Consider the following 21,057-nt stretch of genomic DNA (forward strand, 5'->3'; position numbering starts at 1 on the left):
ATCTTGTGTTTATTGAGATAATCCTAATTCGGATTATGATAGTTAATGTTTGTTAGTTTTCGTCTTTCCAGTTCAATCTGTCCATTTGGTTATATTGCCATGGAGCAGCATTGTTCTCTACGTTTTGCATCATGTTGTTTAATTCAACAGGAGCAGCACTTTGTTCCATTACTAAGAAACGACGCATATCCATAATAATAGAAAGTGGACTGATGTCGATAGGACATTCTTCTACACACGCATTACACGTATTACAAGCCCAAAGTTCTTCTGGAGTAATATAATCGTTTAACAATGTCTTACCATCATCAACGAACTTACCGTTATTAGCATCTAATATTTTGCTTACATCTTCTAAACGATCACGTGTAGACATCATAATCTTACGTGGAGAAAGTTTCTTCCCAGTAGTATTCTGTGGACAAGATGAAGTACAACGTCCACACTCTGTACAAGAATAAGCATTTAATAACTGTACCCAGTTTAGATCCATTACATCCTGTGCTCCAAATTTCTCTGGCTCACCTACAGGTTCTACAGGTGCAGCATAAGGATCTGCGTTAGGGTCCATCATTAAAGAAACTTCTTTCTTTACAGACTCTAAGTTATTAAACTCTCCTTGAGGCTTTAAATTAGCGTAATATGTATTAGGGAAAGCAAGGAAGATGTGTAAGTGTTTAGAATAGTATAAGTAGTTCATAAACACCATCACTCCTGCGATATGTGCCCACCAACAAAAACGCTCAACAAAAGCAACTGTAGCAGGATTAACTCCTTCAAAAATAGGGCTGATTAAACTAGAAATAGGAAAAGATCCTACTGCTGTATAATGTGTATGATTAATACCCTGTAAGTAATAATCTGCAGCGTTCATAATTAAGAAGAAACACATTAACGTAGTTTCGATGTAGATAATGTTATTAGCATCACGTTTAGCCCAACCTTCCATTTCAGGTTGATTAAAACGTTTTAATTTAATCACATTACGACGAATCCAGAATACTACTACTCCAAAGATAACTAAGAAAGCAAGTACCTCAAAGATTCCAATTAAAGCATTATATCCAGCTCCTAAAAAGCTAAATGCACGGTGAGTACCAAACAAACCATCAACGATGATTTCTAACATCTCAATATTGATAATCACAAAACCAGCATATACAAAAATATGCAGGATAGCGGGAATAGGTCTTTTCACCATTTTTGATTGTCCTAATGCCACTCGAATCATATTTTTCCAGCGAGCAGAAGAATTATCAGTTCTGTCAATATCCCTTCCTAATTTGATGTTGCGTATTAGTTTCTTTATATTCTTAATAAAGAACCCAAACCCAACAACTAATAGAAGTAAAAATAATACTTGGCCTAAATACTCCATAGTTGTAATAATTGTTTCAGTAAATTGTTAGTTTTTGTTAGTTGGTTTGTTTGTTATAGTATTATTCCCTAACCTCTTTCACCTCTTCTTTTGTCTCTTGGTAAGGTGTCGCCTTTTTACCAAATAAAGAGAAGTGAACATAACGTTTAGGGTTTTCTTTTAAGTCTCTTAATAATCCTTCTAGTTCTTTACTAGCTCCTTCTAAGTTACTGTATAATTGTTCGTCTTTTAATAACTTACCTACAGAACCTTTTCCACTTTGAATATCACTCATCATTTTATCCATACTTGCAGTAGCATTATCTAAGTTACTAAAAGTAGATTTGATATCCAAAGTTTTTAAATCAGCAGATAGAGAAGCAAAGTTGCTACTCATTGTATTTAAGTTAGTTAAAGTACCATCTAATTTAGGTTGAGTAGATGCAACCAATTTATTAGTAGAACTCATCAACTGGTTTGCCCCTGCTAATGTACCATCTAATTGGTTTACTGCACTTTTAAGACTAGCTTGAGTATTCTCATCCATAATATTATTTACAGATGCTAACATTTTATTTAAGTTAGCTAAAGCCTCTTCTATTTTAACTTGTAATGGTTCGATTTGACTAGCTAATTTCTCAGTCATATCTTTCACTACTTCTCCTTTTAATGTTTGACCTGATTCAGCATAATTAGTATCCCCAAACATAGGATCAATCATAACTCCTTTAGCCCCTAATAGACCTGGAGAATATATCTTAGCAATACTATTCTTAGAAATATCTATTTTTTGAGTCATTAAAAGTTCTACTTTCAATTTCCCAGTAGCATTGTCTAACTCTATTTTAGATACCTTACCTACAACTAAACCGTTAATCGTAACAGTAGAAGACATAGTCAATCCTTCTACATTATCATATTCTACATAATATCTAGTACTATTATCAAATAAGTTTCTTCCTTTTAAGAATGAATATCCCCAAATGAATAAAGCTATTGCTCCTAATACTAAAATCGCTGTTTTAATTTCTCTTGATATTTTCAAAACTTTCATTTTTTATAACACGCAAAAATAAACTTTTATTTCTAAAGCGCTTGATATTATTTTAATGCTTCTTCTACACTGATGCTAACACCATCTTTAAATGCAACAATAAATGCTGATGTGTGCCCACTGCTTTTAGCAACTCTTAAATTCTCTTTTGCTGTCTCATAATCACTTGTCTCTCCATAATAGTATCTACTAGTTCCGTTAGTACGAATACTTGTCACACCTCTAAGTCCTTTAAAATTTTGTGGTTTTAAAGCTAAAATAGATGATCCAGCCGCAATCTGCACCTTAAATACGATACCTTTATTAGATGAAACAGTTGCTTTTGTAGAAACTGAACTTGTTTCTTTAGCTGTATCTTTTGTTGATGTACGAGTTACTGTTACATTAGATTTAGAACTACTTGAATCTTTAGCTACAGCTTTATCACTTGCAGTTACTACTACATTTTTGCTACCTCCATAGTAAGCAGCTTTATAGTTAATAATTCCCTGTGCTATCGAGCTTGCTAATTCTTTCTGCCCTCTACTTGAACTTAAATAGCTTCCTTCCTCTGTATTAGATACAAATCCTAACTCAATTAAGATACTAGGCATAAATGCTCCATGAAGCACCCAGAAAGGCCCTTGTTTCACTCCTCTATTCTTTCTTCTCAAATCATTTGTAAAACCGTCTTGTACTCTACTAGCTAAATCAATACTCTGATGAATATAATCTTCTTGTATTAATGTTAGTCCAATAATAGACTCTGGTGACTTAGGATCAAAACCAGCGTATTTAGTTTTATAATCATCCTCCATCATAATAACCGAGTTCTCTGTCTTCGCTACATCTAAGTTTGATTTATTCTTACTAAGACCCATCACATAAGTTTCTGTTCCAGAAGCAGATTCTGTATTCACTCCATTACAGTGAATAGATACAAATACGTTACCATTATTATTATTCGCTAATACTGATCTTTCTTTTACTGGCACGAATACATCCGTCTTACGTGTATAGAACACCTCGATATCCGATTGTTTTTCTAATATCTTCCCTACTTCTAAAGCAACAGCAAGTACGATATCCTTTTCTACATTTTTCTTATGATTAGTACCAGTGTCTTTTCCCCCATGTCCAGGGTCTAATACAACTTTAAACTTTTTACCATTCTGCGCACTCACAGAAAAAGACAACATTAAAATGGCTAACAAAGCAAATAGTTTAGAACTACTGTAATTCATATAAAAGATATTTATAGTGTTTTATAATTTAAATAAAAATACATTTTTCAGAAAAAATATATGTAAGTTTGACACGTTAAAAACAACGCGCTTAATTTTACAAAAATAGCATATATATAGGTTTGCGAACAAATATTTTTAATATCGTTTTCATTTTATCTGTTTTCGGAGCAACTTTAACACAAAAAAGTACTGCACAAGACTACAATAAAAAATTTACTACTGTAAATACTACAATAAAAAAAGACTCTATAGTTACCCCTAAAGATACTATAGAACGCTCAACTGTGCCTGTAAGAGACACTTTAAAATCCCCAAAAAAAGCTCAAGATACTTTAGCTCCTAAAACAAAACCTTTATTAGAAGGATTGGTATTTAGAAAGGCTAAAGATTACGAAGCACTTAATTTAGCAAAAAAAGAAATCACTCTATATAATGAAGCAGAGATTCGTTACCAAGATTACGAATTAACTGCTGGTAAGATTATATTTAACTACGAGAAGAATGAAATCTATGCTGGAGGTATTAAAGACAGCGTAGGTAATATGAGTCAATATCCTGTATTTAAACAAGGGAGTCAAGTAGTAGAACCAGATTCAATCCGCTTTAATACTAAAACTAAAAAAGCAATTGTATTTAAATCACGTACTTCACAAGGAGAGTTTAGAATTAAAGCTGGAATAAGTAAAAAAGAGAATGACTCTGTTTACTTTATGAAAGATGTAATCTTTACTACTGCCAAAGACTTAGATGATCCTGAATACTACTTCCGCACAAATAAAGTAAAGTTAGTACCTGGAAAGAAGGTAGTAACTGGAGTTACGAACATGGTTATTGCTGATGTACCTACTCCTCTTGGATTGCCTTTCGCATTCTTCCCAATGTCAGAAAAAGCAGAGTCAGGATTTATCATTCCTAGTTTCGGAGATACCAACCAACAAGGTTACTATATCCAAAACGGGGGATATTATTTCGCTATCAGTGATAAGATGGACTTAAACGTTTTAGGGGATTACTACACTAACGGAAGTTGGGGATTACGCCTTAACAGTTCATACGCACAGAGATATAAATACAATGGGCGCGTGTTAATCCGTTACGAGAACAATATCTTCTCAGAAAAAGGATTACCTGATTACGCTTCTAGTAAACTATATAACATTCAGTGGAATCACAGTCAAGACGGTAAAGCCAATCCTAACTCAAGATTCTCTGCATCCGTTAACTTAGGTAGTAGCCAATACTTTAGACAATCGAATAACTCATACAACGTTGGTTCATCATTGAACAACACAATGAGTTCATCTATTAGTTACCAAAGAACTTTCGAAAGTGTACCACAAGTGAATATTTCCCTGACAGCTACTCACTCACAATCGACAAACACAAAAGAGATCAACATGACCTTACCTACTTTACAAGTTAACGTAGATCGTGTATTCCCTTTTGCTCCTAAATACGGTTCTAAAAAAGGTATTATCAAAAACTTAAACTTCTCTTACTCTGTTCGTGGAGAAAACCGTGTTAAAACACATGAAGATTACTTCTTTAAAAGAGAAATGTTTGACAGTTTAAATACTGCTTTCCAACATAGTATTCCAATTGCTACTAACTTTAAGATATTTAAATACTTCTCAGTTACAGCAGGAGCTTCATATAATGAAGTATGGTATTTTAATACAATCAAGAAAGAATACAACGCTCAGACAAATAAAGTTGATGACATTAGAGTTAACGGTTTTGATAGCTTTAGAACCTATAGTGCTAATGCTAGTATAGGTACTACAGTATACGGAACATTCAACTTTGGTGAAGATAAAAAGTTACAAGCTATTCGTCACGTAATGAGACCAAGTGTTGGATACTCTTATACACCAAGCTTTGAGCAGTACTATGATACTTATGCAATAGATGCCACAGGACAAACTATGCAAGACTATACTAGATTCCAAAATGGTATATTCGGAGCACCAGGTAGGTATAATTCTAATATGATGTCTTTTAACTTAAGTAACACCTTTGAAGCTAAAGTAAGAGATGATGAGAATGAGAAAGGCGAACCTAAGAAAGTAATGCTTTTAAATAGCTTAAACTTCTCTACTAGTTATAATATGTCTGCTGACTCTTTAAAATGGGCTCCAATGCGTATTAGTACAGGAACAGCGTTATTTAAAGATAAGATGCAGATTAACTTAGGAGCTACATTAGACCCTTATGCATTAGACAATAACAACCGTCGTATAGACACTTACAATATTAATAACGGAGGTAGCTTATTCCGTTTGACGAGTGCCAACCTTACAGTTAACTGGTCAATGTCTAGTAAAGATGCTATGTTTGGAGGTTCTGACGACAAGAAGAACCAAAACTCAGTAGACAATGGTGGACGTAATGACGACCTTTTTGGTAGAGCAGTTGAACTAGGTAATCAGAAAAAGAGTACACTAGGAGATGAAGATGAAGACAAGCCTTTTGGCGGATTCTTTAACGCCAAGCTCCCGTGGGATTTGACCTTTGCTTATTCGATGACCTATAACAACTCATCAAGGCAAAATGAAATAGTCAATAACTCAGTTATGGTTTCTGGTAATATTGATGTTACCCCTAACTGGAAAGTAGGTTTCTCTACAGGTTATGACTTTGTTCAAAAAGGGGTTACCTTCACTCAATTAAGATTTGAGAGAGATTTAAAGAGTTGGCGTATGGACTTCTCATGGGTACCTATCGGAACATATACTAGCTGGGGATTCTTTATCGGTATCCGTTCTTCAATGTTGAGCGATATCAAGTGGGAAAAACGAAAAGCTCCAGACAAAATATACAGATAACAAATAATCATAAAGAGGAAGCATATTTATATTCTTCCTCTTTTTTTAAACCATAATACGATGAAAAAAATAATCAACTCAGACAAAGCTCCTGCTCCTATCGGACCATATAACCACTCTGTAATGACAGGTGACCTATTGTTTATCTCTGGTCAGATTCCATTTAACCAAGCTACAGAAACTCTTGTAACAACAGGAATTGAAGATGAAGCAAAACAAGTAATGGCTAACCTTCAAGCAATCTTAGAAGAAGCTAATATGACTTTTGAAAATGTAGTAAAAGCAACTATCTTTTTAACTGATATGAATGACTTCTCTAAAGTAAATGAGATCTATGGAAGTTTCTTTACTGCTGCTACAGCACCTGCAAGAGAATGTATCCAAGTAGTAAAATTACCTAGAAATGTGAACGTAGAAATCTCTATGATCGCTTCTAAATAAACTAAAATACAGAAATAAAAAAGCGTGGTTATCTAAGTAAGATAACCACGCTTTTTATTTATTGTTATTTCACTAAATACCCAAAAACTGAAATGCTTTAGCTTTTTCTAGTTTATTATTAACTAATCCTGAGTGTTGTTGTTTTTTAGAAACATCCAATTTACGCACACCTGACTTTTCACTAAAATCAATTGCTTTTAAATCTAACCACATTGGAGTTAAAGCAATCGGATCTTCATAGTAATACACTAAATTCTTTTGATCAGACACTGTTCTCCACTTAGTAGAAGATAAGTTAGGTTCTCCATCAATATGCACACCATAAGGCACTGATACGTTACGAACAATACTAAATACAGATCCTACAGAAACGCGTTCATCCGCACTCTGCTCTACTGCTGTAGCATAGTAAGAAGCACGAGCAAAGCGATCTTCTGATCTACCTGTTCCTGGCAGAACTTTATTACCTGGTAGATAGTTCCAATAATCTCTAATCGCTAACTGTTTATCATAAGTAGGTGAATTAGTCACTACTGTATATGAAGGATCGTGATATACTTTAAGTTTTCCATCTATAAATTCAAAAACAGCATTATCACCTTTAGCGTCAGAAATAGTTAAGTGAACAGTCGCTAATGTCGTACGACCAGGAGTATTAGCTGTCACTACTATCAAAGGATTCTTTTGAAGATCAGTTACTGCTTCATTCACATCAGCATAATTATCTAATACATATTGAGCCCATGCTGCTAAGCTAATCCCCTTATCTTTTCCATCTGGATTATACTCAGGATACTTAGACTCTACTAACCAAAGAATATTAGCCACTAGTCCTTTCTCATTCATACCATCTGTAGTAGCGATATCAAAAGCAGAAGTAATAACACTTCCATATTTCGACTTCCACTTAATAGATGCTTTTCCTACTTCTCCATTTCGCTCCATTCCTTTAGGAAACACCCAAATATTAGGCATAATCTCCTCTTTCCAATCCATTGACCTACCAGTAATCACTGTATTGTTAGGTCCTTTATAAACTACACGTGTACACGCATCAGCATCATTTGTTCCTAAAACAAACGCACCGAAAACAAATGCCCCTGTTAATATCCTTTTTATTCTTTTCATAATTTATCAAGTTTAAGTACTACTAAATTAAGTTTTTTATCTTCTAATTAAAAATAATTCAATAAAATATAATATTGCGAATTATTACTCCTATTGATTCAAACAAAAGTCATTCCAAGTCCCTAAATACATCAAATAAATTTATGTTTTTTAACTCCCTTCCACTTACTTCCATTTATTACCTAAAATATCCATTTATTACCACTTAGTTCTTAAAAAGACCATTTATTTCCACTTTTAAAAACATAACACTCTATAAAACAATACAATAACAAATAAAACACATTCGTTTTATCGGAAGCTCTTTTGAAGACTTCAGTATTTCTTCGGAACGAAGTACTGTTTTGCGAAGAACTTCAAATACTTGCCCGATGACTCTCCGAAGAAAACATACTTTACAACCTCATTTTATATAATTAGATTGTAAAAGACAAAACAGCATAGTTTTTAAAAGTATTTTTAAGCCATTAGAGAAACGATTGAGCAGAAATAAACCAAGAACACCATCTATATAAATTATCTAGCTTAAATCCTCCTTATGCAACAAAACTACTTTATAGAGTTATTCATACTAGATTATTTAGAGTTTTTATACTTCTAAAGAGCAAAATATAGATCTAACTATCCACAATCTCAATTTAGAGCATAAAAAAAGGTGCTTACTAGCACCTCTATATATCTGTAAAACCTATTCTTTGATTAAAAAATTAGCTTTGATTGCGTTTAACAACAACTGAGCTGATGCTTCATTTGTTGCTAATGGCACGTTGTGTACATCACATACACGTAATAACATATTAATATCTGGTTCGTGTGGATGTTTACCTAGAGGATCTTTAAAGAATAAGACCATCTCTGTTTTACCTTCAGCTACACGTCCAGCTATCTGAGCATCCCCTCCTAATGGACCAGAAAGCATTCTTCTAACTGTAAATCCAGCATCTTCTGCCATACTACCAGTTGTACCAGTACCAATAAGAGAAATACCTTCAGCTGAAAGGATATCTCTGTTTTTTTTGATAAACTCCAACATTTCTTTCTTCTTAGCATCGTGTGCTACAATTGCTATCTCCATAATTTATCTTATTTGTGATATTCGATTAAACCATCCAATGGCTTTTGTATTATTTTACCCACTTGAATATTGTGTTCCGCCATCACCTCTCTAAACTCATCTTGTAAAAAATAAGCCACAGATCCCACAAAGTGCACAGGCACTTTATCATACTCTGGATTATTCTTAATATAATGCTCTGCAAAAAAAGTAACCTGCTCTCTTATCATCTCTTTAAAGAAAGGTTTATCCTTATGCTCAATCAAAAATGGTAAAAAAGAAGCCATATAGGCATTAGGATTTTCTTTTTTATAGAAGTTATACTTTACGACATCAGCATCTAGGTCATATTTACTTTTAAATGATGTTGCTAAATCTTTTGGCATCATATTTAAAAAGAGACTCTTTATCATCAGCCTTCCTAAAGCACTACCACTACAGTCATCCATAGCCATAAAGCCTAAAGATTGAATGCGTTGATACACTTTCTGTCCATCAAAATAAGAGACATTAGACCCTGTACCATTGATACACACAATCCCAGTCTCACCTCTACCTACAGTTGCATAAATAGCAGCATAAGTATCCTCATGAACGTTGATATTAGTACAATTAGTAAAGTACTCCTCTGCAAAGTTTTTTACAATATTCTTTGTTCGATCAGATCCACACCCTGACCCATAAAAATAAAGTTCTTTAACCTCATCTTTGTTTTTACAGATATCTGGCACTGTATTAACACGGGTAAAGAACTCTTCTAAAGTAATAACTTCGGGATTTAGCCCAAGACTAGTCACCGAAGTTATAACATTATTATTTTGGTCAAAGAAGATCCAATCAGCCTTAGTGGAACCACTATCGACGATTATCTTCATTAAAATCTATATTATTTTACACTGTTTAATAAGATAGCCATATCAACCATCTTAGCTGAATAACCATACTCGTTATCATACCAAGCAACTAACTTAAAGAAAGTATCATTTAAAGCAATACCAGCTTTAGCATCGATAATACAAGTATGTGTATCAGATACGAAATCTTGAGACACAACATCGTCTTCTACGAATGCCATAATACCTTTTAGTTCGTTCTCGCTTGCTTTTTTAAGCACAACCATAATTTCTTCGTAAGTTGTTCCTTTAGCAACTTTCACTGTTAAGTCAACAACAGATACGTCAGCTGTAGGAACACGCATAGACATACCAGTTAATTTTCCTTTTAACTCAGGAATAACTTTACCTACTGCTTTAGCAGCACCAGTACTAGCTGGAATAATATTATTTAACGCTGAACGTCCTCCTCTATAATCTTTCTTAGATGGTCCGTCTACTGTGAACTGTGTTGCTGTAGCAGCGTGAATAGTTGTCATTAAAGCTTCAACGATACCGAAGTTATCATTAACAACTTTAGCTAAAGGTGCTAAACAGTTAGTTGTACAAGACGCATTAGAGATAATAGTATCTGCAGCAGTTAGTTTTTTCTCATTTACTCCCATTACGAACATTGGAGCAGTAGCTGATGGAGCAGAGATTAATACTTTTTTTGCACCAGCATCAATATGTTTTTGAGCGCTATCTAATTCTTTAAAGATACCAGTACAATCAGCAACTACATCTACTTTTACCTCATCCCATTTTAGAAGAGAAGGGTCTTTTTCAGCTGTTACACGGATAGTTTGTCCGTTAACCACTAAATGACCATCTTTAACCTCAACAGTTCCGTCAAAACGTCCGTGCACAGAATCATATTTAATTAAATATGCTAAGTGCTCTACAGCCATCAAATCATTTACTGCAACAATCTCTACATTAGAATTTTTAGCAGCTTCTCTTAACATTAAACGTCCGATACGTCCGAAACCATTAATACCAATTCTTGTTTTCATAATCTTTATATTTTATTATTTCTTTAAATTGTGATAATATCAGAAACTCTTAGCAACTCTTGGTCTACTGGTGAATGACCTTTAACCGCTTGCTCTAATGGAGTTAGAGCTACCTGATCATTAATTAATCCAACCATATAGTTACTACCACCTTCTAATAATGTTTCTACTGCTTTAACACTTAATCTACTTGCTAAAACACGGTCAAAACAAGATGGAGCACCTCCACGCTGCATATGTCCTAATACAGACACACGCACTTCGTATTCTGGTAAGTTAGTCTCTACGTATTCTCCTAATTCGAATACATTCTTTCCTAACTTCTCTCCTTCTGCTACGATAACAATACTAGACGATTTTCCTGACTTTTTACTCTTTTTAAGTGATTCTAACAGACGTTCCATCCCCATATTCTCTTCAGGAATAAGGATTTCTTCTGCTCCTGCACCGATACCAGCATTTAAAGCAATATGCCCAGCATCACGTCCCATAACCTCTACGAAGAATAGACGTTTATGTGAACTTGCAGTATCTCTAATTTTATCCACTGCGTCTACCACTGTATTTAATGCTGTATCAAACCCAATAGTATGGCTAGTACCGTGAATATCATTATCTATAGTTCCAGGGATACCCATAATAGGAATATCGAATTCTTTACTCAATACCATCGCACCAGTAAAGCTTCCATCTCCTCCTATTACTATAAGAGCATCTACTCCTGCTTTCTTTAAATTATCATAAGCTACTTTACGACCTTCCTCAGTACGGAAAGCCACACAACGTGCTGTCTTAAGAATAGTACCTCCTTTATTAATGATATAGTTTACATCTCTAGGTCCTAACACTTCGAAATCTGCATCTATCAATCCTTGGAATCCTCTAAATATACCTATACACTCCACGTTGTGGTAAGAACAAGTACGAACAATTGCTCTAATTGCTGCATTCATCCCTGGAGCATCTCCCCCAGAAGTCAAGACACCGATCTTTTTAATCGCCTTACTCATATTTTATCGTTTTGAGTAAATTTACGAATAATAGACCATTTTAACAAAAATAGAAACCTTTAAAATTTCAATTATTTTGTTAAATTATATGTCTCTGTAGAAGTTTCTGATGACTTGCGTCTATTCTCATAAAACTTAATGAAATCGCGATTAAAATCAGAATCTGGCAATTCCTCTGATCGATCGTTATCTTGTTTGTTTTTCTTGCTATTGTCTTTGCTATCTTGCTCTGCCTTATTTAAGATTTTTGACAGTAATTCCTTAAATGTATCAAAATCTACCTCATATGACAATCCTACACCTTGTGTATAACCGATACCCTCTCCGATGTAGTTAATATCATTCTCACGATTAAATACTCTCGCACTTAACGAACCAGATTCGTTTAATCGAAGCATTACTTCTACATCTCCTACGATAACAGATTGCTCTACTCCTCCTACTGGCACCCCTAGTTTACCATTGACAGAGATACGATCATTTACTTTAGTTGAGAAGGTCACCCCTACACGTCCCTCTGTTTGCGTATATGGGTTTCTTTCACCTTGGGCATAGTTTAGACCTACTTTAAACTTATCATCCTCATCAGAGAATAAGTCGTCAAAAATACTACTAGCTCTTTCAAACAAACTTCCTGCTAATGTAGAAGAAGAGTTATCTGATGAAAAGAATGCACCAGTGGCTAATAATGCCATAGCCTGACGCTCACGAGTATCTCTATCACTTAACTTATAATCTAACTCAGACTTAACAACAGAACTTACTGTTGGGAAGTTAATCTCAAAGTCAACCTCAGGACTGCTTAAACTACCATTTAAGACAATCGCTACATCTGTAGGTACTTTCCTATTGATAATTGAGTTATCTATAATTACACTTGGATTAGCATCTGTATGATAGATTGCTTGTAGATCTAAGATCGCATTCATAGGATCTCCATCCCAACGAATAGTACCGTATTTCTTCACTACAAATTTCTTATCAATAAGTCCTCCATATCTAAAGTTATACTCCCCTTCATATGCTTGGAAATCTCCCCACATATTAAACTTACCTAGAGTATTAATCTCCATAGTAATAAATCCTGCTCCTCTACCACGCATAGCATGTCCAGATTCTCTATCTAAGATAATCTCTATCAAAGCATCAGGAGTCAAGACAAATTCAAAGTCAAGCTCTATTCCACTATTTCTATATCTATATGGATCGTAATTCGTTCCTTTCTGTCTAAGTGCTTTCTCCTGTGGAGATAAGAAATAAATAAAGTTATTCTCTCCTGTTCCTTGCGCTTCTTTTAACGGTATTTTAATTGCTGTCCCTTTATTAGAAGTGGCATTAATACTAATAGCCAGCATCTCCACAGGCCCACTTAACTTAGCCATACCATTAATGAAAGCTGTACCATAATAAATACTTCCCTCTTCATACTGCGTATCTAATGCAAGTAAATTAGCTGATGACAACGAAAGGTTTAAAGCCCAATCATTAAACATCTTATGAGAAATATCACCATCTATAATTCCCTCTGTTTTATACTTAGAATCAATAATACGAACCTTGCGAAGAATAAACTGTCTCTCTGTTAAGTCAAGAGCAGCATCTTCTTCGAAGTTGTAATCTACTCCTGTAAACTTAGACTTCATACCGGCATTATTCAAATGCAGTCGACCATTTACCTCTGGTTTTTTAGCCGTCCCTTGAATATTTATCTTACCTGATGTGGTACCGCGAACATTAGACACAATTGAAGCCAATAATGGTTCAATCGCTTTCACATCAAACTCTTTAAAGCCTGACTCTAGATTAAGCTGCATTTGTTTATTAACGATATCAAGATCTCCATTAAGATAGAACTTCTCCTTATCATTATCTACAATATTAGATTTTACTCTAAACTTCTCTAATCGATCATCCCCATCTACATTAAGTACTAGGTTACCTAATCTAACCTTATTAATAGCTAAATCCTCAATTGCTAAATCTACCTTAGGTTGGAACACATCTTTTACTTGAGAGAAGTGAACCTCCCCGTCAATATTACCAGCAAACTCAAGATTATTCATATCTGGAGTAAACTTTGCTAAATCAACTTTCTTAAACTCTAAGTCAAAATGCTTATATGTAGAATCGCGTACTGCTCCTTTTAGATTTACCTCTTGCCCATTGTGAGAAAGAGACAAATTATCAACTGTGAAGTCCTCTAATTTTTTATTAAAGACAATCTTATTCTCTTTATTCTCTTTTTCGTTTATGCTCCACAAGAAATCTTTAAAGAATACATCCGATTTTTTAAATCCTACTACTGATAAATTCTCTTCATTAATAGTGTGGTATAAGTTTAAATTAAACTTGTCTTTACCATGAGTCCCTCCTTTAAACTCTGAACGAACAAAAAGAGTATCATTATGAGTTACATTTAAAAGATTAAAGTCAGATACTTTATAGAACTTAGATTTCATACTATCCACAGACACATAAGCGTTGTACAGTGGGTTAGAATTATTTACGTCTAATAAAATATTAAAGAAATTAAAGTCTGCAATACCTATACTTGGAGAAGAGAAATTAAGCTTAAAGATATTATTATCATTATCAATACTTCCTTCCACATGAGTAGAAGCACTTACAGTTAACTGAGGCAAGAATACCTCTATCAGCCTATTGTGGACTGTAATATCAAAATCTAAGTATTGATCTTCTTTTATCTTATATGGAGAATAGTTTGTATATAAGCTTCCCAAGGCATTTGTAAAGAGTGCTTTTAAGTCTTTAAACAAGAACTTTCCTCTCACATACCCATCTATTGCTTCGCTAGAGCTAAAGGTGATATCTCTCTCACTCTTTTCATTAAACACAGAGTTTAATATAAAGTGATCAAACATATAGGTATCCTTAGAGTTAATATACTCTGTATTCTTCATTATGAATGTTCCAGCTAGATCATCTAATGAATTTCCAGTAGCTTTAAACTCAAACTCTCCTTTAAACTTAGATAAAGTATCATTTACTAAACGCAATGCATGTAAATCTGCATAATCAACCTGAGCAACGAAGTCATAATTCTTAATCTTAGAACTAAGATCTATCATTCCGTTAAAGTCCATCTTAAGATTAGGGTCCTCACTATGCACTAAACCTCGATAATACGGCATCTTCATCAATCCGTCTACTGCTATATTAGTATATTTATACTTAGCAAACACAAATGAGAAAATATCCCCTTTTATAGAAGTATTCAATGACTTTTGATTAAATCCTACCCCATCAATATCAAGATCTAGTGAAGTAACACCAAAATTATCATTGCCAATCAATCCTCCTAAATCAAACTGTTCTAATACTACATTTCCTTTATAAGCAGCTAAGTCAGGATTGTCTAAATTCTCTATTTCTATAACAGCTTTTCCCTTACCAATAGAAGTAAGCATATTGATATTAGTATTAAGCGTACGCTTAGTCATCTCTATATCCCCTACTATATCAACATTACCAAGCTTAGACAACTCAGCAGGCAGTTTATCTGATAACAACTCAGGCATTAAACCTACTATGTTATCGCGAGTAATATATAATCTATCAACATTAGCATTCATCCAGAACGGCTTCTCTTTATCAAAAACATTTTTAAAGTGAAACAATCCCCTAATATTCGAAGAGTTCTGATCTACTAGTCCAACATTCTTCATATAGAAATCATTCATCACCCCATCTATATGACCTGAGACATAAACCATCTTATTCTCTGCAAATATCCCTGTAAAAGCATTTAAGTCAGAAGAGTTTAATACTGCTTTGCGTATTTCGAAATTCCAATTTACTTTATCAGTAAAATATTTCATATCACCTAGAGCATAAGTAAACTCTAAGTCCCCCTCTATAGCAGATTTTCTAGTTTGAAGATCTAGTTTCTCCATAGAGATACTAGTCTTAGTATGTGTAAAGTTACCTGAAAGGTTGGTAACACCCATCCCCCAATTATCCGTAAAACTAGATTTTATGATATTGGCGTATATATTTGGCCCTTTGATAAAGAAGTCCTTTACCTCGGCATTAATATCTTTAAAATCAACAGCTATAGGTGTTGCTGCATTATCATCTGAGATTGTAAATCGAGTATTCTTAATCGTCACATTAGAAGACTTCAATCTAAACTTCCCCTGTCCCTCTTTACCATCGTCAAAAGCGTTGATAAAGTGATCTAGAGTCGTCAACTCTTCCCCTTTGTACTTGTGTATTCTTAAATATAAACCATCAACAGTACCACTACCAAAGTATAGTCGCCCTTGGATTAGTTCGTTAAAGTCTAATATATTAGTTGAGAATGCCTGTATCTCTATAAATTTATTATCGTGATTGTCCTTAGCCGTAACCTCTTTTAAAGTAATACGTCCGAATATATTTATCGCTAACTTCTCTATCTCTAGCTTAGTTCCAAACTCACTGTTAATTTTTTCGACAGCTTGTTGAGCTAAAAACGTTTGAACCATAGGTAAAGTAAGGGCTCCCATGATTATAATAATCAAGCCAAACACACCTAGAATCAAGCGAAAAAGTATTTTATTAAATTTTTTGATAACGTTTTATGTTTTAAATTTGCCCCAATCTACTCATACGTTCGTAAAATAACGTAACAATTAGCAAATTTAAATAATTTTCCATAGGGTTGAGTAGAATTACGCCTAATAAATTATCTAATTATAGAATAAAAAAATGTCTTCAAAACCCAACTATATTTTAGCCATAGAAAGCTCATGTGATGATACTTCTGCAGCAATTATGGCTGACAACAAAGTATTGTCTAATATCGTAGCTAGACAAGAGATTCATGAAGAGTATGGAGGTGTAGTACCAGAACTAGCTTCTCGTGCTCACCAACAAAATATTGTACCTGTAGTAGATATCGCTCTTAAAAAAGCAGGTATTACTAAAGACCAATTAAGTGCTATTGCATTTACTCAAGGTCCTGGTCTTATGGGATCACTATTAGTAGGTGGTTCTTTTGCTAAGAGTTTGTCTTTAGCATTAGACATTCCATTGGTAGCTGTTAATCACATGCACGCTCACATCCTATGTCACTTTATAGACGAGGAAGGGTATGATAAACCAGAGTTCCCATTCCTTGCAATGACTATATCAGGAGGACATACTCAGATCGTAAAAGTAAATAGCTTCTTTGACTTAGAAATCTTAGGAGAGACTACTGATGATGCTGTAGGTGAAGCTTTTGACAAATCAGCTAAAGTATTAGGGTTTCCTTACCCAGGAGGTCCATTAATAGACAAATATGCTAAAGAAGGTAATCCTAAAGCTTTTCAATTTACTAAACCAAAAGTAGATGGTCTGAACTTTAGCTTCAGTGGATTAAAAACACAGATTCTTTATTTCATTCAAAAGAACGTGGCCATTAACCCTAATTTCATAGAAGAAAACAAAGCCGATATCTGTGCCTCTATACAGCATACTATCATACAAATCCTAATCGATAAGCTTAGACTAGCTGTCAAAGAAACTGGTATACAACAGATTGTTATCGGAGGAGGTGTATCTGCTAACTCAGGTATCAGACAGGCTCTAAAAGACGGAGAGAAGAAATACAAGTGGAAAGCATTTATTCCTAAATTTGAATATACTACTGATAATGCTGCTATGATTGGTATAGTAGGTTACTATAGATTTAAAGAATCTCTTTTTGCTGATTCTTCAGTAGTTTCTAAAGCACGTATTGAATTTTAAAACCTCGCTATGCAATTATTTTATTCACCTGAGATAGAAAAAGGACAGCCAACTTTCACTTTTGACAAAGATGAAAGCAAACATATCATTAAAGTACTAAGACGTAAGATGGGAGATATCTTACATGTTACTAATGGAAAAGGAACACTATTTACCACTAAGATTACACTAGACTCTGATAAGAAATGTGTCACTGAGATTGTATCTTCAGAGGATCAAGCTCCTACTCCATTTCGTCTACACCTAGCTGTAGCTCCCACTAAAATGAATGAACGCTACGAGTGGTTCTTAGAGAAAGCAACAGAAATAGGTATACACGAGATCACACCGATCATCTGTGATCACTCTGAGAGAAAGATAGTGAAAACAGAACGCTTTGAGAAAATCATTCAGTCAGCGATGAAACAATCGCTACAATATCATTTACCTATCTTAAACGAGCCTATTTCATTAAAGGATTTTCTTAATAAAAATCACGAAGGAGAATTATACATAGCTCATTGTGAAGAAACCGAAAAAGTATTGTTAAAAGACAGCATTGACACTCATAAAAATTACTTACTTTTAGTAGGTCCAGAAGGAGACTTCTCTACTAGTGAAATCAATTTAGCTTTAGAGAAAGGGTATCGCCCAGTATCACTAGGACACACAAGATTAAGAACAGAGACAGCTGCTCTAGTAGCAGTACACAGTTTCGTATTTACAAACGAATAAAACTCATATTTATGATAGATGCTAAGACAATCTCTAAAGGAATAGTACGTGCTGTATTGATATTATTTGCACTAGCACTACTAGGTTCAATGCTTTTACAAATTAGTTCCATCTTTGTTTACACAGGATTTGCATTTGTACTAGCCCTAATTGGTAAACCAATTGTTGAATTCCTTAGAAAGAAGCTTCGCCTATCTAAAGTAATTGCAGTAACTGTTACTGTCTTTTTATTCCTAACCTTTTTCTTAGGTTTTATCTTTATGTTTATCCCATTGTTTACTACACAGGCACAAAACCTTTCTGTATTAAACACTTCTCATTTACAAGAAGATTTCAATGGACTTATTCAGAAGATTGATTTTTACCTAGATACTAAAGGTTTTAGTTTAGACAAAATCATAGAAGGTTCTAACTTTCGCTCACACCTAAAGCTAGACTTTGTTCCTAACTTATTTAATACAATCTTAGGACTGTTAAGTGAATTTGGTATGGGAGTATTTGCTATTCTATTTATCACTTTCTTCTTCTTGAAAGATCAAGTATTATTAGAATACCAATTCAAAAAGATGTTCCCATCTAAACATGAGAATAAAGTATTAACCTCTATAGATAAGATTAACTCACTATTATCGCGTTATTTCTTAGGTTTGGTAGCCCAGATGACAATAATTTTTGTCCTATCCTTCATCTTACTAGCAGTAGTAGGTGTAAAAGGAAGCCTAATGATAGCCTTCTTAGTAGCTATTCTAAATATTATCCCTTATATAGGACCACTTATCGGAAATGTACTATCAGTAGTATTTACGATGCTTAGCTTTATAGGAGATAACTTTAGCGAGGTAACTCTTCCTAAAGCCATTACAGTGATGCTAGGCTTCTTAGCGATACAACTAATAGACAATGTAATAAACCAGCCTATCATCTTCTCTAATAGTGTAAAGTCTCATCCGCTTGAGATATTCATTGTTATTTTAGCTAGTGGTATGTTTGGAGGTATATTTGGTATGATTGCAGCTATACCTATCTATACTTGTCTTAAGGTAATTGGTAAAGAGTTCTTACCTAACAATCGATTTGTACAACTACTTACAAAAAAACTATATTGAAAACCGAGTTATTCTTACAACAAGAAGTACAACAATATATACACAACCACTTAGATAGTGATATCTCTAAAATGGCTTTCAAAAAAAGCCCTTTTGAAGATATAGATATGATTGATCTTTTGACACAAATAGAGTCCAAAAAGAAATCAAAAGATAAACTACCTACCTGGTTTAACACTAATAATATCTTATTCCCTAAAAAGTTATCTATCGAACAGACTTCTTCTGAACAGTGTGCTCATTATAAAGCTTCACTCTTTAGAGGAGAATCTATTATAGATCTTACAGGGGGATTTGGTATCGACTGCTATTACTTCGGCAAAAACTTTAAACACGTTCTGCATTGTGAGATGCAAGAAGACTTAAGCGAAATAGTAAGGCTAAATAATTCGGCACTAGCGGTGCAAAATATTCAATGCCATACAGGAGATAGTTTAGTATACCTAAAAGATAACGCCCATACATGGGACTATATCTATGTGGATCCGCATAGACGAAATGATGCTAAAGAAAAAGTGTTTTTCTTAAGTGACTGTGCTCCTAATGTTCCAGAACACTTAGACTTGTTATTCTCTCGCAGCAACAATATTGTTATCAAGACGTCTCCTCTACTAGATATTCACGCAGGTATAAATGAATTAACTAACGTTAAATCAATTCATATCGTTGCGCTTCAAAATGAAGTTAAGGAGTTATTATGGCATTTAGAGAAAGACTATACTGGTCCTATATCATTAATAGCTGCTAATATTACAAAAGAAGAAACTCAGATCTTCAGTACTACATTAGACAGTGATTCTGAAGCTAAATTCTCAGAGCCACTACAGTATCTATACGAACCTAATGCTGCTATCTTAAAGACTGGAAAGTTTAATGAGGTAAGTACTAACTATGAGCTGTATAAGCTACACCCACATAGTCATCTATATACTAACGAACAATTAATTCCTTTCGCAGGAAGAAGCTTTAAGATAAAACAAATACTACCTTATAATAAACAGACAGCTAAAGAATATCTAACTAATCTTAAAGCCAATGTAACCATTCGAAACTTTCCTCTCAAGGTAGAAGAAATAAGAAAAAAATGGAAAATAAAGGATGGAGGTGATACCTACTTATTCTTTACAACCAATCTTAAGAACGAAAAGATCATAATCGTCACGACAAAAGCTTAAAATTATACAATGAAAGCCCAATTACACAATGTAATTGGGCTTTTTTTATTCTCTAAAATCACTCTACTCTAGTTTACTCGTTAACTAGCATATTGATAATTAGTACACCTAGCTTTATGCTAGTACAAGTAAACTCTTAAAGCAATTCTAGTATAGTCTAAGTACCATTTTACGGTATTTTGGTACTTGCACTATACTTACACTATACTAGCACTATACTTACACTACATCTAAATCTCTAAAAAACACAACTTTAATAAAAAACCACTTACAGATAGATATTACAAGAATGAATAACTTAAAAAGTCAGATTAGTATACTCTACTAGCACTTAGTATAATCACAG

General features: G+C 34.0%; 15 protein-coding genes. 6 read left to right on the forward strand and 9 right to left on the reverse strand.

The genetic code is table 11. The annotated features are described in order from the left end of the window. Positions 1-52: 52 nt before the first annotated feature. From BMX53_RS09530 to BMX53_RS09540, 3 genes are all read right to left on the reverse strand, one after another. The gene (locus tag BMX53_RS09530; RefSeq protein ID WP_063175906.1) at positions 53-1,378 is read right to left on the reverse strand and encodes a 4Fe-4S dicluster domain-containing protein; all 1,326 of its coding nucleotides are present in this window, start codon (positions 1,376-1,378) and stop codon (positions 53-55) included. Positions 1,379-1,439: 61 nt separating this feature from the next. Continuing rightward, positions 1,440-2,411 (reverse strand): MlaD family protein, encoded by a 972-nt coding sequence (locus BMX53_RS09535; protein WP_240485469.1) that lies wholly within the window; start codon positions 2,409-2,411, stop codon positions 1,440-1,442. Between the two features lie 47 nt (positions 2,412-2,458). Beyond that, complete coding sequence (locus BMX53_RS09540) at positions 2,459-3,634, reverse strand: N-acetylmuramoyl-L-alanine amidase family protein (RefSeq protein WP_063175907.1); 1,176 nt, start codon at positions 3,632-3,634, stop codon at positions 2,459-2,461. Positions 3,635-3,756: 122 nt separating this feature from the next. On the opposite strand from BMX53_RS09540, the gene BMX53_RS09545 reads away from it, so the two are divergent. Next, a complete protein-coding gene (locus tag BMX53_RS09545; protein ID WP_074745978.1) occupies positions 3,757-6,462 on the forward strand; it encodes a putative LPS assembly protein LptD in 2,706 nt (901 codons plus the stop codon). A gap of 60 nt (positions 6,463-6,522) precedes the next feature. Further along, a complete protein-coding gene (locus tag BMX53_RS09550; RefSeq protein WP_038987897.1) occupies positions 6,523-6,903 on the forward strand; it encodes a RidA family protein in 381 nt (126 codons plus the stop codon). 72 nt (positions 6,904-6,975) lie between these two features. On the opposite strand, the gene BMX53_RS09555 is transcribed toward BMX53_RS09550, so the two are convergent. The 6 genes from BMX53_RS09555 to BMX53_RS09580 form a co-directional block, all read right to left on the reverse strand. Then, the gene (locus tag BMX53_RS09555; protein WP_038986861.1) at positions 6,976-8,031 is read right to left on the reverse strand and encodes a linear amide C-N hydrolase; all 1,056 of its coding nucleotides are present in this window, start codon (positions 8,029-8,031) and stop codon (positions 6,976-6,978) included. Between the two features lie 688 nt (positions 8,032-8,719). After that, positions 8,720-9,106 carry a methylglyoxal synthase gene (locus BMX53_RS09560; RefSeq protein WP_038986860.1) on the reverse strand — a complete coding sequence of 129 codons (387 nt, stop codon included), beginning with the start codon at positions 9,104-9,106 and terminating at the stop codon, positions 8,720-8,722. An 8-nt stretch (positions 9,107-9,114) separates the two neighbouring features. Further along, positions 9,115-9,960: a BadF/BadG/BcrA/BcrD ATPase family protein gene (locus BMX53_RS09565; RefSeq protein ID WP_063175909.1), complete on the reverse strand. Its 846-nt coding sequence runs from the start codon at positions 9,958-9,960 to the stop codon at positions 9,115-9,117. An 11-nt stretch (positions 9,961-9,971) separates the two neighbouring features. Then, on the reverse strand, positions 9,972-10,973 hold the full coding sequence (gene gap / locus BMX53_RS09570; RefSeq protein ID WP_063175910.1) for a type I glyceraldehyde-3-phosphate dehydrogenase: 1,002 nt from the start codon (positions 10,971-10,973) through the stop codon (positions 9,972-9,974). Positions 10,974-10,996: 23 nt separating this feature from the next. Continuing rightward, on the reverse strand, positions 10,997-11,983 hold the full coding sequence (gene pfkA, locus BMX53_RS09575) for a 6-phosphofructokinase (RefSeq protein WP_038986857.1): 987 nt from the start codon (positions 11,981-11,983) through the stop codon (positions 10,997-10,999). Positions 11,984-12,054: 71 nt separating this feature from the next. Next, positions 12,055-16,491, reverse strand: a complete 4,437-nt coding sequence (locus BMX53_RS09580; RefSeq protein ID WP_244154492.1) for a translocation/assembly module TamB domain-containing protein — start codon at positions 16,489-16,491, stop codon at positions 12,055-12,057. A 202-nt stretch (positions 16,492-16,693) separates the two neighbouring features. Between BMX53_RS09580 and tsaD the strand changes: the two genes are divergently transcribed. From tsaD to BMX53_RS09600, 4 genes are read left to right on the forward strand one after another with little or no spacing between them, the layout of a single operon-like run. Then, positions 16,694-17,716 (forward strand): tRNA (adenosine(37)-N6)-threonylcarbamoyltransferase complex transferase subunit TsaD, encoded by a 1,023-nt coding sequence (tsaD, locus tag BMX53_RS09585; protein ID WP_038986855.1) that lies wholly within the window; start codon positions 16,694-16,696, stop codon positions 17,714-17,716. Between the two features lie 9 nt (positions 17,717-17,725). After that, positions 17,726-18,430: a 16S rRNA (uracil(1498)-N(3))-methyltransferase gene (locus tag BMX53_RS09590; protein ID WP_074745982.1), complete on the forward strand. Its 705-nt coding sequence runs from the start codon at positions 17,726-17,728 to the stop codon at positions 18,428-18,430. 11 nt (positions 18,431-18,441) lie between these two features. Next, positions 18,442-19,536 carry an AI-2E family transporter gene (locus BMX53_RS09595; protein WP_038986853.1) on the forward strand — a complete coding sequence of 365 codons (1,095 nt, stop codon included), beginning with the start codon at positions 18,442-18,444 and terminating at the stop codon, positions 19,534-19,536. Continuing rightward, a complete protein-coding gene (locus BMX53_RS09600) occupies positions 19,533-20,711 on the forward strand; it encodes a THUMP-like domain-containing protein (RefSeq protein WP_074745984.1) in 1,179 nt (392 codons plus the stop codon). The genes BMX53_RS09595 and BMX53_RS09600 overlap by 4 nt, the downstream gene beginning before the upstream one ends. Positions 20,712-21,057 lie beyond the last annotated feature (346 nt).

This window comes from Myroides marinus, from assembly GCF_900109075.1.
GTDB classification, from domain to species: Bacteria; Bacteroidota; Bacteroidia; order Flavobacteriales; family Flavobacteriaceae; genus Flavobacterium; species Flavobacterium marinum_A.

Excerpts from the sequence above, each read along its gene's own strand:
- BMX53_RS09530 (WP_063175906.1), bottom strand. The coding sequence starts at position 1,378 with ATGGAGTATTTAGGCCAAGTATTATTTTTACTTCTATTAGTTGTTGGG.
- BMX53_RS09535 (WP_240485469.1), bottom strand. The coding sequence starts at position 2,411 with ATGAAAGTTTTGAAAATATCAAGAGAAATTAAAACAGCGATTTTAGTA.
- BMX53_RS09540 (WP_063175907.1), bottom strand. The coding sequence starts at position 3,634 with ATGAATTACAGTAGTTCTAAACTATTTGCTTTGTTAGCCATTTTAATG.
- BMX53_RS09550 (WP_038987897.1), top strand. The coding sequence starts at position 6,523 with ATGAAAAAAATAATCAACTCAGACAAAGCTCCTGCTCCTATCGGACCA.
- BMX53_RS09555 (WP_038986861.1), bottom strand. The coding sequence starts at position 8,031 with ATGAAAAGAATAAAAAGGATATTAACAGGGGCATTTGTTTTCGGTGCG.
- BMX53_RS09560 (WP_038986860.1), bottom strand. The coding sequence starts at position 9,106 with ATGGAGATAGCAATTGTAGCACACGATGCTAAGAAGAAAGAAATGTTG.
- BMX53_RS09565 (WP_063175909.1), bottom strand. The coding sequence starts at position 9,960 with ATGAAGATAATCGTCGATAGTGGTTCCACTAAGGCTGATTGGATCTTC.
- gap (WP_063175910.1), bottom strand. The coding sequence starts at position 10,973 with ATGAAAACAAGAATTGGTATTAATGGTTTCGGACGTATCGGACGTTTA.
- pfkA (WP_038986857.1), bottom strand. The coding sequence starts at position 11,983 with ATGAGTAAGGCGATTAAAAAGATCGGTGTCTTGACTTCTGGGGGAGAT.
- BMX53_RS09580 (WP_244154492.1), bottom strand. The coding sequence starts at position 16,491 with ATGGGAGCCCTTACTTTACCTATGGTTCAAACGTTTTTAGCTCAACAA.
- tsaD (WP_038986855.1), top strand. The coding sequence starts at position 16,694 with ATGTCTTCAAAACCCAACTATATTTTAGCCATAGAAAGCTCATGTGAT.
- BMX53_RS09590 (WP_074745982.1), top strand. The coding sequence starts at position 17,726 with ATGCAATTATTTTATTCACCTGAGATAGAAAAAGGACAGCCAACTTTC.
- BMX53_RS09595 (WP_038986853.1), top strand. The coding sequence starts at position 18,442 with ATGATAGATGCTAAGACAATCTCTAAAGGAATAGTACGTGCTGTATTG.